The organism is Pseudomonas sp. PKS (genome assembly GCF_051913525.1).
Taxonomy (GTDB): domain Bacteria; phylum Pseudomonadota; class Gammaproteobacteria; order Pseudomonadales; family Pseudomonadaceae; genus Aquipseudomonas; species Aquipseudomonas guariconensis_D.
In genome coordinates this window covers 90,828-104,088 of the sequence record NZ_JBEGDO010000011.1, presented here as the reverse complement: position 1 = coordinate 104,088, position 13,261 = coordinate 90,828, and the positions used below count along the sequence as shown (strand labels likewise).

Here is a 13,261-nt window from a genome sequence, read left to right as displayed (position 1 = left end):
GTTGTTTATGAGAACACTGCAAACCCTTTGGGGGCGGGTTTATGCCGCACTACGACAACCTGCCGCTGAACATCTATCGTTAATGTTTCCTTAATAGGAAACTTCCAAAATACCTATCGTATTTGTCGATAATCCCAAGCGAATTTTTCCGCTTTCTTTCGATACGTTACGCGTTAGTCTGTGCACAGCTTTCACGGGGAATCACGCCAACATGCAACTGCGCAACTCTGCTTCTCGCTACGGCCTGGTCAGTATCGTCATGCATTGGGGCGTGGCCCTGGCGGTCTTCGGACTGTTCGGCCTTGGCCTGTGGATGGTCGGCCTCCACTACTACAGCCCGTGGCGCAAGTCCGCTCCCGACCTGCACAAGAGCATCGGTCTGGTGCTGTTGGCGGTGATGGTACTGCGTGTACTTTGGCGTTTCGTCAGCCCGCCACCGCCGGCGCCTGCCACCCACGGCGCATTCACCCGCCTGGCTGCGAAGCTTGGCCATGCGGTGCTGTACCTTGGGCTGTTCGCCGTGATGATTGCCGGGTACCTGATTTCCACCGCTGATGGGGTGGGCATCCCGGTATTCGACTGGTTCGAGGTTCCGGCGCTGGTCAGTGACCTGCCCGATCAGGCGGACACCGCCGGAGCCATTCACCTCTACCTGGCCTGGGGGCTGGTGATTTTTGCCATCCTGCATGCCTTGGCAGCTCTGAAACACCATTTCATCGACCGTGACGCGACCCTGACCCGTATGCTGGGCCGCAAAGCTTGACTCTCTACCTCAATTGCATAGGAAGGAAGTAAGGATGTTCAAAAAGACTTTTGCCGCACTGGCGCTCGGTACCGCACTGCTCTCCGCCGGCCAGGCCATGGCTGCCGAGTACAAGATCGACAAGGAAGGCCAGCACGCGTTCGTCGACTGGAAGATCAGCCACCTGGGTTACAGCTTCATCCACGGCACCTTCAAGGACTTCGACGGCAACTTCACTTGGGACAGCGCCAAGCCTGAGGCCAGCAAGATTGCCGTCAATCTGAAGACTGCAAGCCTGTGGTCGAACCACGCCGAGCGTGACAAGCACATCGCCAGCGCAGACTTCCTGGACGTGAAGAAGTACCCGGAAGCCAAGTTCGTCTCCACCAGCGTCAAGTCGACCGGTGAAAAGACCGCTGACGTGACCGGCGATCTGACCATGCACGGCGTGACCAAGCCTGTCACTTTCAAGGCAACCTTCAATGGCGAAGGCAAGGACCCATGGGGCGGCGAGCGTGCCGGCTTCAACGCCACCACCACGCTGAACCTGAACGACTTCGGCATCAAAGGCCCAGGCCCGTCCTCCCAGACTCTGGACCTGGACATCAGCGTCGAAGGCGTGAAGCAGAAGTAATTCGCTTTGCCCTAACGAAAACGCCGCCCATTGGGCGGCGTTTTCATTTGCGCGAGTGCTGGGCTCAGCCCTTGCGGGTCAGCAGAGCAGGGCGCTCACCGCGCGGGCGGCTCGGCAAGTCATCGAGTTGCTCCGGTGTCGGGTAGCGATCGAGCTTGGACTCTTTGCGGATGATCACCGGCTGATGGGTTTCACGCGGGCTGCGAACGGCTGGCTCTTGGCGGGAGAAGTCGTCACGGCTCGAGGAGCGGTTGCGGCCGCCACCATTGTTGTCGCGACGTGCACCGCCGTTGTTGTTGCGGGCGCGTTTCTCGCCGGAGCCTTGGCCCTGGCTCTGACCTTGGCCTTTGCGCTGGCCACCGCCATTGTTGCGTGGCTGGCCGCTACCGCTGCCGTTGCGCTGGCCCTGACCTTGCCCCTGACCCTGACCACCGCCCGGACGACGGTTACGGCCCTGGTTTTTGGCGTTCTGGTAGGGGCTGACATAGTCAGCACGGTTGCCGAAGTTGTCGATGTCGTCGTCCAGGAATTCTTCCGGATCACGGTCCACCGGGACCGACGGCATGCTGCTCTGGCCCTGGGCCGCTTGCGCCTGGCGGGGCTTCTTGTTGCGCGGCTTGCGCTGTTGCTGGGATTTCTCGCCGGACTTTTCCTGCTCGGCTGGCTTCTCGGCAGCATGCTGCTTGGCCTTGCCTTTATCCTTGCCCTTGTCCTTGCGACCACCGCTGCCGTCCTTGCTGCCTTCGGCGCGCTGCTGGTTGCGGCCACCACGGCCGTTGTTCTGGGGACGTTCGCGGACTTCCGGCTTCTCGGCTTCCACCTGGCTTGGGTCGAAGCCCATCAGGTCGCCGTCCGGGATCTTCTGCTTGGTAACCCGCTCGATGCTCTTGAGCAGTTTTTCTTCATCCGGCGCGACCATGGAGATGGCTTCGCCCGAACGACCCGCGCGACCGGTGCGGCCAATACGGTGGACGTAGTCTTCCTCGACATTGGGCAGCTCGAAGTTGACCACGTGAGGCAGTTGGTCGATATCCAGGCCGCGGGCGGCGATATCGGTGGCGACCAGCACGCGCACGGTGTTGGCCTTGAAGTCGGCCAGGGCCTTGGTGCGGGCGTTCTGGCTCTTGTTGCCATGGATCGCGGCAGCGCTCAGGCCGTGCTTTTCCAGATACTCGGCCAGGCGGTTGGCGCCATGCTTGGTACGGGTGAACACCAGCACCTGTTCCCAGGCACCGAGGGTGATCAGGTGGGCCAGCAGGGCACGTTTGTGGCTGGCAGGCAGGCGATAGACACGTTGCTCGATACGCTCGACCGTGGTGTTCGGCGGCGTGACCTCGATGCGCTCGGGGTTGTGCAGCAGCTTGTCGGCAAGGTCAGTGATGTCTTTGGAGAAGGTTGCCGAGAACAGCAGGTTCTGGCGTTTGGCCGGCAGGCGGGAAAGGACCTTCTTGACGTCGTGGATGAAGCCCATGTCGAGCATGCGGTCGGCTTCGTCGAGGACCAGGATTTCCACGTGGGACAGGTCCACGCTGCCTTGGCCGGCCAGGTCGAGCAGGCGGCCTGGGCAGGCCACCAGGACGTCGACGCCCTTGGCCATGGCCTGGATCTGCGGGTTCATGCCGACGCCGCCGAAGATGCAGGCGCTGATCAGGTTCAGATCACGGGCATAGACCTTGAAGCTGTCATGTACCTGAGCTGCCAGTTCGCGGGTTGGGGTCAGTACCAGGACGCGAGGCTGACGCGGACCGTGGCGCTGGGATTTGTCAGGGTGGCCCCCCGGGAACAGGCGCTCGAGGATCGGCAGTGCGAAACCGCCGGTTTTACCAGTACCTGTCTGGGCGGCGACCATCAGGTCGCGACCTTGCAACACGGCGGGAATGGCCCGCTGTTGCACCGGAGTGGGCTGGGTATAGCCCGCAGCCTCGATAGCGCGGACAAGAGCCTCGGAGAGACCGAGGGAAGCAAAGGACATGGGCAATCCTGTTCTCGTGGGGGCTGGGCCCGATGGGATGATCTGCCTGGCGCGACGGGCATCGGCGAGATGCGATCGCGTCCGGTCCAGCTGGGCATTCACTGCGCATCCGGGAGGCGGCGGGCGGCACTGGGGTGCGTTGCCGACGGGTCGAGATGCCTGTTGCGAGGCCGAGCGTCCGGGCGTGAGCCGGGCGGGAAGGCCCGAGTATAACAGAGCTATCGCGCTCTGCTGTGTTCGTGCTGCTCAACGGTGTCAGGAATAGTGCGCATGGCGCGCTCATAGCGGGCACCGATAGCGGCATACGCGGGCTCTTGCTTGAAGCGTCTGAGTTCGTCGGCAAAAGCACGGGCCAGCTGCTCGCGGCCGGGCTTGTGCGCCAGGCCCAGGTATTGCGCGTGGCGGCTGATCACCAGGGGCAGTTCCTGGACTTGCTGCTCAAGCCCCAACTGCCGAAGCAGTTGGCGACCTGCACGGCGATCGATCACCAGCAGGTCGATGCGCCCGAGCATCAGTTTGCCGAAGTTGGCTTCGTGGGTGGGCGCGGCCTCCCGGCGAAACAGGGAGGAGTCGCTGAACGCGGGGCTATAGGTGTAGCCCGGAGAAGTACCTACCGTCAGGCCGGTCAGGTCCTCCAGGCGCTCGATGGCATGGGGCTTGGCGTTGTTCTGGAACAGGACGAACTCCACGTCGGACAGCGGTTCGTCTGGATAGAACATGAACGGCTTGCGTGAGTCGACCCGGAAAATGTCCATCACGCCGTCGGCCAAGCCTTGTTGCACCACGGCCAGACAGCGCTTCCACGGCATGAGTTGCCAGTCGACGTCGATTCCGAGCCGCTTGAGCACTTCACTGGCGACTTCATAGTCGATGCCCTTGGGTTGGCCATCTTGCCAATAGATGTAGGGCGCCCAGTCGTCACTGACCAGACGCAGGCGTTCTGCGTGGGCCAGCGGGCTCAGGCAGACGAGCAGCAGGGTGCAGAGGAGGCGGGACATGGCAGCAGGGCACCTCCGATGTGTGTCACGGGCACTCGCCGAACCGCAGAGAGATGAATAGAGGTGTAGACAAAGGCTGCATGACGCTGCTCGCAAACAGGCCCGAAGACAAGCTGGGCTTTAGCTTAAACACCAAAGCCTGAGGTGCCTTCGCGGCCCGTTAGCGAAAATTTCAGCGCGGCAGCTTCAGGTTGTTCCAGATCGCCAGGCTTGGCTCGGCCTGGTTCAACGTGTAGAAGTGCAGGCCGGGTGCGCCGCCTTGGAGCAACTGCTCGCACATGCGGGTGATCACCTCTTCGCCAAACGCCTGGATGCTGGCGGTGTCGTCGCCATAGGCTTCCAGCTGCTTGCGAATCCAGCGGGGGATCTCAGCACCGCAGGCGTCGGAGAAACGCGCCAGCTTGCTGTAGTTGGTGATCGGCATGATGCCGGGCACGACTGGGATGTCCACGCCCATCTTCTGCACACGCTCGACGAAGTAGAAATAGCTCTCGGCGTTGAAGAAGTACTGGGTGATGGCGCTGTTTGCACCGGCTTTGACCTTGTGCACGAAGTTGGCGAGATCGGACTCGAAATTGCGTGCCTGGGGGTGCATCTCCGGGTAGGCCGCGACTTCCAAATGGAAGTGATCGCCGCTTTCCTGGCGGATGAACTCGACCAGGTCGCTGGCATAGCGCAGCTCGCCATAGGCCATGCCCATGCCCGACGGGAGGTCTCCGCGCAGGGCCACGATGCGCTTGATGCCTGCCGCCTTGTATTGGGCGATCAGGGCGCGCAGTTCTTCCTTGCTGTCGCCGACGCAAGACAAGTGCGGCGCGGCAGGAATCTTCACTTCGCTTTCCAACTGCAGCACCGTGTTCAGGGTGCGATCGCGGGTGGAACCACCGGCACCGTAGGTGCAGGAGAAGAAATCGGGATTGTAGCCCGCCAACTGGCGAGCGACGGCCATCAGCTTTTCATGGCCGGCATCGGTCTTGGTGGGGAAAAACTCGAAACTGTAGCGGCGTTCTTGTGACATCACTCGTTCCTCGAGCAGCCCGCTTCAAGCGGCAAGCTGCAAGTAACAGCCAGATCGGTGATGGCCGATCTGGCTTGGCATCGTTCAAGATTTTTCAGCCTGGACTTCAAGCGGCACCGGCGCGATCTGCCGTTGCTTGCCGCTTGAAGCTTCAAGCTTGCCGCTTAGTAGCGGTAGGTGTCCGGCTTGAACGGGCCTTCGACAGTCACGCCGATGTATTCGGCCTGCTGAGGGGTCAGCTGGGTGACCACGCCGCCGAAGCCGCGGACCATTTCCAGGGCCACTTCTTCGTCGAGTTTCTTGGGCAGTACTTCCACGGTCAGACGCTCGGCCTTTTGTGCGGCAGGCAGTTGGGCGAACTTCTGCTCGAACAGGAAGATCTGGGCCAGCACCTGGTTGGCAAACGAGCCGTCCATGATGCGGCTTGGGTGGCCAGTGGCGTTGCCCAGGTTCACCAGGCGGCCTTCGGCCAGCAGGATCAGGTAGTCGTCGTTCTGCGGATCGAAGGTGCCAGCGCCGGTACGGTGGATCTTGTGAACCTGCGGCTTGACCTCTTCCCATGCCCAGTTCTTGCGCATGAAGGCGGTGTCGATCTCGTTGTCGAAGTGACCGATGTTGCAGACAACGGCGCGCTTCTTCAGGGCCTTGAGCATGTTGGCGTCGCAGACGTTGACGTTACCGGTGGTGGTGACGATCAGGTCGATGCGGCCCAGCAGGTCCTTGTTGATGCCGGCCTCGGTGCCGGTGTTGATACCGTCCTTGAACGGCGAGACGACTTCGAAGCCGTCCATGCAGGCCTGCATGGCGCAGATCGGGTCGACTTCGGTGACCTTGACGATCATGCCTTCCTGACGCAGGGACTGGGCCGAGCCCTTGCCCACGTCGCCGTAGCCGATCACCAGGGCCTGCTTGCCCGACAGCAGGTGGTCGGTGCCACGCTTGATGGCGTCGTTGAGGCTGTGACGGCAGCCGTACTTGTTGTCGTTCTTGCTCTTGGTGACCGAGTCGTTGACGTTGATCGCCGGGACTTTCAGTTCGCCCTTGGCCAGCATGTCCAGCAGACGGTGCACGCCAGTGGTGGTTTCTTCGGTGATGCCGTGGATCTTCTCCAGCATCGCCGGGTACTTCTTGTGCAGGATTTCGGTCAGGTCACCGCCGTCGTCCAGGACCATGTTGGCGTCCCATGGCTGACCGTCCTTGAGGATGGTCTGCTCGATGCACCACTCGTACTCCTGCTCGGTCTCGCCCTTCCAGGCGAAAACCGGAATGCCGGCGGCGGCGATAGCGGCAGCGGCCTGGTCCTGGGTCGAGAAGATGTTGCACGACGACCAGCGCACCTCGGCACCCAGGGCGACCAGGGTCTCGATCAGCACGGCGGTCTGGATGGTCATGTGGATGCAGCCCAGGATCTTGGCGCCTTTGAGCGGTTGCTCAGCCTGGTACTTGCGACGCAGGCCCATCAGCGCGGGCATTTCCGATTCGGCGATAATGACTTCCTTGCGGCCCCAGTCGGCCAGGGAAATGTCGGCGACCTTGAAGTCGGAAAAACCTGCAGGCGTGTTTACAGCGCTCATCGAGAGCCTCCATTCGTAGTGTGCGAATGGGCGCCGTTGTGCGTTAGGCGTCCGCAGTGCGGACAACGCCCCAACCGAGCCTGACAGGCCGAGCCTGCTGCAGCGCCCCTCGGATGGGTGGCGGGATGGCCCCCGCGGCGGGTGGCCATGTGAATCGGCAGGGATTATAGCCGTGGCGTCGTGCCACGCCCAAGGTTTTCTGTCGCTTAATCGAGACGATAGTCGATGTTCAATGGAGAGGTGCCAAAGGCTCTGCCATCATTACCCTACGTTAGCCAAGCAGGTCAGGAGTACCGATGAATTTCCACACCCGCAAATGGGTAAAACCCGAAGACCTCAATCCCAACGGCACCCTGTTCGGTGGCAGCTTGCTGCGCTGGATCGACGAAGAGGCGGCGATCTACGCCATCGTCCAGCTGGGCAACCAGCGCGTGGTCACCAAGTACATGTCGGAAATCAACTTCGTCAGTGCCTCGCGTCAGGGCGACATCATCGAGCTGGGCATCACCGCCACCGAGTTTGGCCGTACGTCCATCACCCTCAAGTGCGAAGTGCGCAACAAGATCACCCGCAAAAGCATCCTGACCGTCGACAAGATGGTCTTCGTCAACCTGGGCGAGGACGGCCTGCCGGCCCCGCATGGGCGAACCGAGATCAAGTACATCCAGGACCAGTTCCCCGACACCGCGGTGGAATGACATTGGGGCCGCAAAAGCGGCCCCAAAAGCCTCAAGGCTGTGCAGTAACCCCGCGCACCACCCGCCCGATGCTCAACCCCTGAACCAGGATCGACGACAGCACCACGATGTAGGTGATCGACAGCAGCAGGTCACGCTCGGCGCCAGCGGGCAGCGACAGCGCCAGGGCCACCGACACGCCACCGCGCAGACCTCCCCAGGTCAGTACGCGGACAGTCCCCTTGGGCACGCTGCGCCAGCGGCGCAGCAATACGATCGCAGGCGCCACGGTCAGCAGGCGCGACAGCAGCACTGCCACGGCCAGCACGCTCCCTGCGGCCAGGTGCAGCCAGTTGAACGGCAGTAGCAACAGTTCCAGGCCGATCAGGGCGAACAGCAGGGCGTTGAGCATGTCGTCGATCAGTTCCCAGAAACCATCCATGTAGCGACGGGTCATGTCATTCATCGCCAGGTTGCGCCCCAGGTTGCCGATGATCAGGCCGGCCACCACCATTGCGATCGGCGCCGACACATGCAGCTCGTAGCACATGGCCGAGCCGCCGATCACCAATGCCAAGGTCAGCATCACCTCGACCTGGTACTGCTCGACGCTCTTGATCATGCGATAGGTGGCGTAACCGATCACACCGCCAAAGACGATCCCGCCAATGGCCTCGCGGGCGAACAGCAAGGCGGTGTCGGCAACGCTTGGCGCCTCGCCGAGCTGGACGATGCCCAGCAGGACGGTGAACACCACCACCGCCGTGCCGTCATTGAACAGCGACTCGCCCACGATCGTAGTCTTGAGTGGCTTGGAGGCATTGGCGGTACGCAGTGCGCCGAGCACGGCGATCGGGTCGGTGGGAGAGATCAGCGCGCCGAACAGCAGGCAGTAGAGCAGCGGCACGTTCCAACCGAACATCGAGAAAACCCAATGGGCCAGATAGCCGATCACCAGCGTGGCGATCAGTACACCGAAGGTGGCCAGCAGGCCGATCGGCCAGCGGTAGCTGCGCAAATCGGCGAGGTTGACGTGCAGCGCACCGGCGAACAGCAGGAACGACAGCATCCAGTGCATCAACAGGTCGTTGAAGTCGATCTGGTTCATCAGCCCCTCGACGCGTGCTTCCAGGCCGGGGAAGCCGATCAGGCTCAGGCCTTGCAGGATCAAGGAGAACAGCAGGGCGGTGACCATCACGCCGATGGCCGGCGGCAGGCCGATGAAGCGGTAATTGACGTAGGTGAGGAGGGTGGTCAGGCAGATAAAAGCGGCAACAAGTTCAAGCATCCCAAATCCTGTAACAGTGGCTTCCAAGTCGTTACCCGAAATGCTCGGGCAGTTCTTTGATGGCCGGGTGAGCGTTTCGGGACACACCTTATGACCCGATCCGTAGGATTCGTTCCGCTGGACAGGGCCCTGATTCCTACATTAGGACTGGAAATCGATATAGTGTCGGACAATCAGGCCAACGAGGGCCTGGACTCTGTGCAAGGACCCTCCCGTGTTGGCAACTTCGCTGGTTTTGGTCGCGGCCCTGCTCCACGCGACCTGGAATACCCTGATCAAATTCAGTGGCGAGCGTTTGCTGGTGATTGCCAGCATGGACCTGGTAGCCCTCGCCTTCGCCGTGGCGGCGGTGGCGTTCGTAGACATTCCTCCGGCGCACATCTGGCCTTGGTTGCTCGCATCGGCGCTGGCCGAGCAGCTGTACCGCTTTCTGTTGATCCAGGCGTATCGGGTTGGCGACCTGGGGCTGGTCTATCCTCTGATGCGCGGCCTATCGCCCCTGGTGGTGCTGGGGCTGACGCTGGCCTTTGCCGGAGAATCGCTGAGTGACAAGCAGATCATCGGCATCCTGCTGATTCCTTGCGGCATGGCCTGCTTGCTCTGGCATGGCGGCGGCGGAGATCGGCTGCCGTGGTCGATGCTGCCGGTGGTCGCGCTGATAGGCCTGTGCATCGGTTGCTACACCTGGTTCGACGGCAGGGCCGTGCAGATCTGGGGCAAGCCGTTGGATTATCTGGTCTGGTTGACCTTGCTCAGTGCCTGGCCGTTTCCGTTGCTGGCAAGCGTGGCACGGCGGGCGCCGTTCGTGTTGTTCTGGCGCACCCAGTGGCGTCTGGGGTTGGCGGTGGGGTTGTGCGTGCTATTGAGCTATGCCCTGGTGCTGTGGGCCATGCACCTGGGGTCGGTTGCCGAAGCGGCGGCATTGCGGGAGCTGAGCGTGATCCTCGTGGTGCTGCTGGGCATGCGCTACCTCAAAGAACCTTTTGGCGGGCCGAGACTCCTAGCTTGCGGGCTGGTCCTGGCTGGCATGCTGGTGATGAAGCTCTGAAACCGACCATTTGAACAAGGAGTCCTTTCCATGACCGTTGCCCTATGGTGCATCCTGATTGCCATGATCCTGCCGCCGTTGTGTGGGTTGACGGCGAAACTGAGCAGTGGCCGTTTCGGCTTGCGTGACAACCACGATCCACGCGCCTTCCTCGATACCTTGTCGGGCCTGCCACGCCGTGCCCATGCCGCCCAGCAGAACGGCTTCGAGGCCTTTCCCGCCTTTGCTGCCGCGGTGCTCGTTGCCGATATCGTCGGCAACGCGGAGCAGGTGACGCAGGATGTGCTGGCGGTGCTGTACATCACCAGTCGCCTGCTCTTCATCATCTGCTACCTGGCCGACCTGGCCATCCTGCGTTCGCTGGTGTGGTTTGCTGGGTTGGCGCTGATCGTTGCGTTTTTCGTGGTCTCCATCTGAAACCGGGTCGTTCTCTTCGCGGTTAAACCCGCTCTCCCAGCGGCATCCTGGATCTTGAGATCTGTGCAGGGCTGGTGGGAGCGGGGGCCACCGCGAAGCATCCAACGCTGATCAAGGGACTTTCGGCACCTCAGGCAGCGCCGCGCCCTTGGGCCACAGCATCCAGAGCTGCCCTGGCTGCTTCATGTTCCCTGCCAGTTCGCCGGCCTGCGGGCCAGTTCCCCAGAACAGGTCTGCGCGGACCTCGCCGGTGATGGCGCCGCCGGTGTCCTGGGCCCCCACCGGACGTACCACCGGGCTACCATCCGGACGGGTGGTGGACAACCAGAGCAGGCTGCCCAGGGGGATCACCTTGCGATCGATGGCGACGCTGTAACCGGCGGTCAACGGCACGTTCAACGAGCCGCGCGGGCCTTCGTTGCTGTCTGGACGGGTGCCAAAGAATACGTAGCTTGGGTTGCTGGCCAGCAGCTCGGGAACCCGCTGCGGGTTGGCCTGGGCCCAGGCGTGAATGCTGCCCATGGTCACGTCTTCTTTCTTCAACTGGCCTTGCTCCACCAGCCAGCGCCCGATGGGGCGGTAGGGGTGGCCGTTCTGGTCGGCGTAGCCCAGGCGCAGTTGGCGCCCGTCTTCGAGCTGAATGCGCCCGGAGCCCTGGATCTGCAGGAATTGCAGGTCCATCGGATCGGTGAGCCAGGCCAGTACCGGCGCTTTTACGCCGTCGCGGTTGATCACTTCAGCGGTGTCGTAGGGCTTGAGCACGCGACCATCGAGGCGCCCGCGCAGGCGTTTGCCTTTTAGCTCCGGGTAGATGCTGGCCAAGTCGACCACGATCATGTCTTCGGGAATGCCGTACACCGGCACGTGGGCGGTCTCGGTACGGCTGAGGCTTCCGGGGTAGACCGGTTCGTAATAGCCGGTGATCAGGCCGTGGGCGTTGTTCTGAGCTGAACGCAGACCGTAGACCGACAGGTTCTGCTGCAGGAAGGCACGGACCTGGGCGGCGTCTTCAGGCATGCGGGCCGCGGCCTCGCAGGTAGCGGCCCAGACCGGGTCACGCTTGAGCTTTTCGCATCCATTGCGCCAGGCCTGGAAACCGGCCAACAGGTCGTCGTCGCTGACGCTTGGCAGGTCTTGCCAGGTGGCCGGGGCGTAGGTCGCCACGGCGTGGGGTTCGGGTTTGGCGTTTTCGCCGCCGTTGCAACCGGCCAGCAGGGCCAGGGTGGGAAGCGCCCAGGCAAGGTGGCGCAGAGCAGATCTCATGGTTGAATCCTTGAATGGGCGGCCTGTACGGCTGCCCATGTTTTTCGTGGGGGTATTGGTCTTTGTCGAGCAGGCGAGGATACTGTCGGCCCTTTCCCTCTGCCAATGTGACCGTGATGTTGAAATGTTTCACCGTTCTGCTGTTGGTCGGCCTTTCCCTGGCGGCCTGTGACCGTGTCGATCCTAACTCACCACTGGGTCAGCGCAAGGCGATCTTCAAGCAGATGCTCAAGACCAGCGAGGATATGGGCGGCATGCTGCGGGGGCGACTACCGTTCGACGGCGCCCGGTTCGCCGAGGGTGCGGTGAAGCTCGATGGCTTGTCCCGCGAACCGTGGCAGCATTTTCCGCAGGTCAAGGATGAGGGTGACAGCAGCGCGCGGCCTGAGGTGTGGGAGCGTCAGGCGCGCTTCCAGGATTTGGCTCGGCAATTGGAAGGGGTGACGGGCGAGCTGGTCAGCGTGACCCGTGACCAGCCGCTGGAGGCGGCAAGTCTGAAGGCGCCAATGGACAAGGTCGAGGCCGCGTGCAAGGCCTGCCACACGGAATTTCGCAATCATTGATTGCCCGCAGGGCCGGGCTTGCGGCCGCCTCCCGCAATACCTGTGGGAGCGGGCCAAGCCTGCGATGGGTCGCACGACTACCGCGCAATGCCCCTCCCAGCGGTAGCCCATGGAGTCGATGTCACTTGTTCAGCGCCAGCTCGGCCTGCTTGAGTTCAGCCTCGGCCTCGGCAAGCTTGCGCTCGCGCCTGGCGATCTTGTCCTTGTCGCCCTTGGCGTGAGCCTCGGCGAGGTCTGCCTTGCGTTCGGCCACTTCCGCCTTCGCCTTGGCGACCTTGGCTTCACGCGCCTGTTTCAGCCCGGCATCGGTGCAGTGGGCGGCGTTTTCCTTCAAGGCTTTCTCCAGGCCGCGGATCTGACCCCAATTGTTGTGCTTGCGGGCGTATTCGAGCTGGTTCTCGATGGCGCTGCGTTTGGGCGCGCAACCGGTCAGTCCTGGCTCGGGCTGCGCGGCCTGCGCTGTGCCCGTGGCCAGGCCAAGGATCGCCAGCAATGTCAGGGCGGAACGGGCTTTCATGAACACTTCCTTCAATAGCAACATAATTTGTAGGGGATAGTGCCTACAACCGGTTGCCGAGTGAACCCTGGATAAGGGTGCTACATCGTTTTCAGAAAAGCCCTACTTCCGCTTGGCCGACATCAGCGCTCCAGTCCGTCGACGGCTTCCTGCAGTTCCTTCTTGGCCTCGGCGAGCTTTTCCTTACGCTTGTTGATCTTCTCCGGGTCGCCTTTCTTCATGGCCTTGTCCAGGTCCTTGGTGCGTTGGTTCACTTCGTGGCGGGCCTCGAGGACCTTCTGCTCACGCTCCTTGCGCAGGCTGGAATCGGTGCAGTGTTCGGTGACTTCGGCCAGGGCCTTTTCAAGGCCGGCCTGCTGCTCGCTGTTGCCTTGGCTGCGCGCTTGTTCGAGCTGTTCGCTGATAGCCTGGCGCTTGGCCGCACAGCCGGTCAGCCCTGGCTGCTCTTCGGCGGCCAGCAGAGGGCTGGCGGCCACGCTGAGCAGGGCGGACAGTGCAAGGGACGAAAGCAATTTCATCGTGGACTCCATTCGAAGGCAGGACAGCGGAA

Annotated in this window: 14 protein-coding genes and 1 riboswitch; of the genes, 6 read left to right on the top strand and 8 right to left on the bottom strand. The window is 62.3% G+C overall.

Going from position 1 to position 13,261, the window contains the following annotated elements:
- Positions 1–211: 211 nt before the first annotated feature.
- Together ABOA88_RS13635 and ABOA88_RS13630 are read left to right on the top strand one after the other, a co-directional pair.
- Positions 212–763, top strand: coding sequence for a cytochrome b (locus ABOA88_RS13635; RefSeq protein WP_367851606.1), 552 nt, complete (start codon positions 212–214; stop codon positions 761–763).
- Between the two features lie 34 nt (positions 764–797).
- A complete protein-coding gene (locus ABOA88_RS13630; RefSeq protein WP_043207221.1) occupies positions 798–1,376 on the top strand; it encodes a YceI family protein in 579 nt (192 codons plus the stop codon).
- A 64-nt stretch (positions 1,377–1,440) separates the two neighbouring features.
- Here the strand turns inward: ABOA88_RS13630 and ABOA88_RS13625 are convergent, their stop codons facing one another.
- From ABOA88_RS13625 to ahcY, 4 genes are all read right to left on the bottom strand, one after another.
- The gene (locus ABOA88_RS13625; protein WP_367851607.1) at positions 1,441–3,348 is read right to left on the bottom strand and encodes a DEAD/DEAH box helicase; all 1,908 of its coding nucleotides are present in this window, start codon (positions 3,346–3,348) and stop codon (positions 1,441–1,443) included.
- A 218-nt stretch (positions 3,349–3,566) separates the two neighbouring features.
- Positions 3,567–4,346 carry a substrate-binding periplasmic protein gene (locus tag ABOA88_RS13620; RefSeq protein ID WP_367851608.1) on the bottom strand — a complete coding sequence of 260 codons (780 nt, stop codon included), beginning with the start codon at positions 4,344–4,346 and terminating at the stop codon, positions 3,567–3,569.
- Positions 4,347–4,518: 172 nt separating this feature from the next.
- The gene (gene metF / locus ABOA88_RS13615; RefSeq protein WP_196169338.1) at positions 4,519–5,364 is read right to left on the bottom strand and encodes a methylenetetrahydrofolate reductase [NAD(P)H]; all 846 of its coding nucleotides are present in this window, start codon (positions 5,362–5,364) and stop codon (positions 4,519–4,521) included.
- A 164-nt stretch (positions 5,365–5,528) separates the two neighbouring features.
- Complete coding sequence (ahcY, locus tag ABOA88_RS13610; protein ID WP_043207233.1) at positions 5,529–6,938, bottom strand: adenosylhomocysteinase; 1,410 nt, start codon at positions 6,936–6,938, stop codon at positions 5,529–5,531.
- Between the two features lie 21 nt (positions 6,939–6,959).
- Positions 6,960–7,055: riboswitch (S-adenosyl-L-homocysteine riboswitch) on the bottom strand.
- Between the two features lie 179 nt (positions 7,056–7,234).
- Between ahcY and ABOA88_RS13605 the strand changes: the two genes are divergently transcribed.
- On the top strand, positions 7,235–7,636 hold the full coding sequence (locus ABOA88_RS13605) for an acyl-CoA thioesterase (RefSeq protein ID WP_043207235.1): 402 nt from the start codon (positions 7,235–7,237) through the stop codon (positions 7,634–7,636).
- A 31-nt stretch (positions 7,637–7,667) separates the two neighbouring features.
- Here the strand turns inward: ABOA88_RS13605 and ABOA88_RS13600 are convergent, their stop codons facing one another.
- Entirely contained in the window at positions 7,668–8,903 is a 1,236-nt protein-coding gene (locus ABOA88_RS13600) for a cation:proton antiporter (RefSeq protein WP_196169337.1), read from the bottom strand.
- A gap of 214 nt (positions 8,904–9,117) precedes the next feature.
- On the opposite strand from ABOA88_RS13600, the gene ABOA88_RS13595 reads away from it, so the two are divergent.
- Positions 9,118–9,951, top strand: a complete 834-nt coding sequence (locus tag ABOA88_RS13595; RefSeq protein WP_367851609.1) for an EamA family transporter — start codon at positions 9,118–9,120, stop codon at positions 9,949–9,951.
- A 30-nt stretch (positions 9,952–9,981) separates the two neighbouring features.
- Entirely contained in the window at positions 9,982–10,368 is a 387-nt protein-coding gene (locus ABOA88_RS13590; RefSeq protein ID WP_367851610.1) for an MAPEG family protein, read from the top strand.
- A 111-nt stretch (positions 10,369–10,479) separates the two neighbouring features.
- Here ABOA88_RS13590 and mltA read toward each other — a convergent pair whose 3' ends face one another.
- A complete protein-coding gene (gene mltA / locus ABOA88_RS13585) occupies positions 10,480–11,631 on the bottom strand; it encodes a murein transglycosylase A (RefSeq protein ID WP_367851611.1) in 1,152 nt (383 codons plus the stop codon).
- A gap of 116 nt (positions 11,632–11,747) precedes the next feature.
- On the opposite strand from mltA, the gene ABOA88_RS13580 reads away from it, so the two are divergent.
- The gene (locus tag ABOA88_RS13580; protein WP_070571090.1) at positions 11,748–12,194 is read left to right on the top strand and encodes a c-type cytochrome; all 447 of its coding nucleotides are present in this window, start codon (positions 11,748–11,750) and stop codon (positions 12,192–12,194) included.
- A gap of 121 nt (positions 12,195–12,315) precedes the next feature.
- Here ABOA88_RS13580 and ABOA88_RS13575 read toward each other — a convergent pair whose 3' ends face one another.
- Positions 12,316–12,711, bottom strand: a complete 396-nt coding sequence (locus ABOA88_RS13575) for a DUF1090 domain-containing protein (RefSeq protein WP_367851612.1) — start codon at positions 12,709–12,711, stop codon at positions 12,316–12,318.
- 122 nt (positions 12,712–12,833) lie between these two features.
- Entirely contained in the window at positions 12,834–13,229 is a 396-nt protein-coding gene (locus tag ABOA88_RS13570) for a DUF1090 domain-containing protein (protein ID WP_196169333.1), read from the bottom strand.
- Positions 13,230–13,261 lie beyond the last annotated feature (32 nt).

Coding starts and splice junctions, on each gene's coding strand:
- ABOA88_RS13625 (WP_367851607.1), bottom strand. CDS start 3,348: ATGTCCTTTGCTTCCCTCGGTCTCTCCGAGGCTCTTGTCCGCGCTATC.
- metF (WP_196169338.1), bottom strand. CDS start 5,364: ATGTCACAAGAACGCCGCTACAGTTTCGAGTTTTTCCCCACCAAGACC.
- ABOA88_RS13635 (WP_367851606.1), top strand. CDS start 212: ATGCAACTGCGCAACTCTGCTTCTCGCTACGGCCTGGTCAGTATCGTC.
- ABOA88_RS13605 (WP_043207235.1), top strand. CDS start 7,235: ATGAATTTCCACACCCGCAAATGGGTAAAACCCGAAGACCTCAATCCC.
- mltA (WP_367851611.1), bottom strand. CDS start 11,631: ATGAGATCTGCTCTGCGCCACCTTGCCTGGGCGCTTCCCACCCTGGCC.
- ABOA88_RS13570 (WP_196169333.1), bottom strand. CDS start 13,229: ATGAAATTGCTTTCGTCCCTTGCACTGTCCGCCCTGCTCAGCGTGGCC.
- ABOA88_RS13620 (WP_367851608.1), bottom strand. CDS start 4,346: ATGTCCCGCCTCCTCTGCACCCTGCTGCTCGTCTGCCTGAGCCCGCTG.
- ahcY (WP_043207233.1), bottom strand. CDS start 6,938: ATGAGCGCTGTAAACACGCCTGCAGGTTTTTCCGACTTCAAGGTCGCC.
- ABOA88_RS13600 (WP_196169337.1), bottom strand. CDS start 8,903: ATGCTTGAACTTGTTGCCGCTTTTATCTGCCTGACCACCCTCCTCACC.
- ABOA88_RS13575 (WP_367851612.1), bottom strand. CDS start 12,711: ATGAAAGCCCGTTCCGCCCTGACATTGCTGGCGATCCTTGGCCTGGCC.
- ABOA88_RS13580 (WP_070571090.1), top strand. CDS start 11,748: ATGTTGAAATGTTTCACCGTTCTGCTGTTGGTCGGCCTTTCCCTGGCG.
- ABOA88_RS13630 (WP_043207221.1), top strand. CDS start 798: ATGTTCAAAAAGACTTTTGCCGCACTGGCGCTCGGTACCGCACTGCTC.
- ABOA88_RS13590 (WP_367851610.1), top strand. CDS start 9,982: ATGACCGTTGCCCTATGGTGCATCCTGATTGCCATGATCCTGCCGCCG.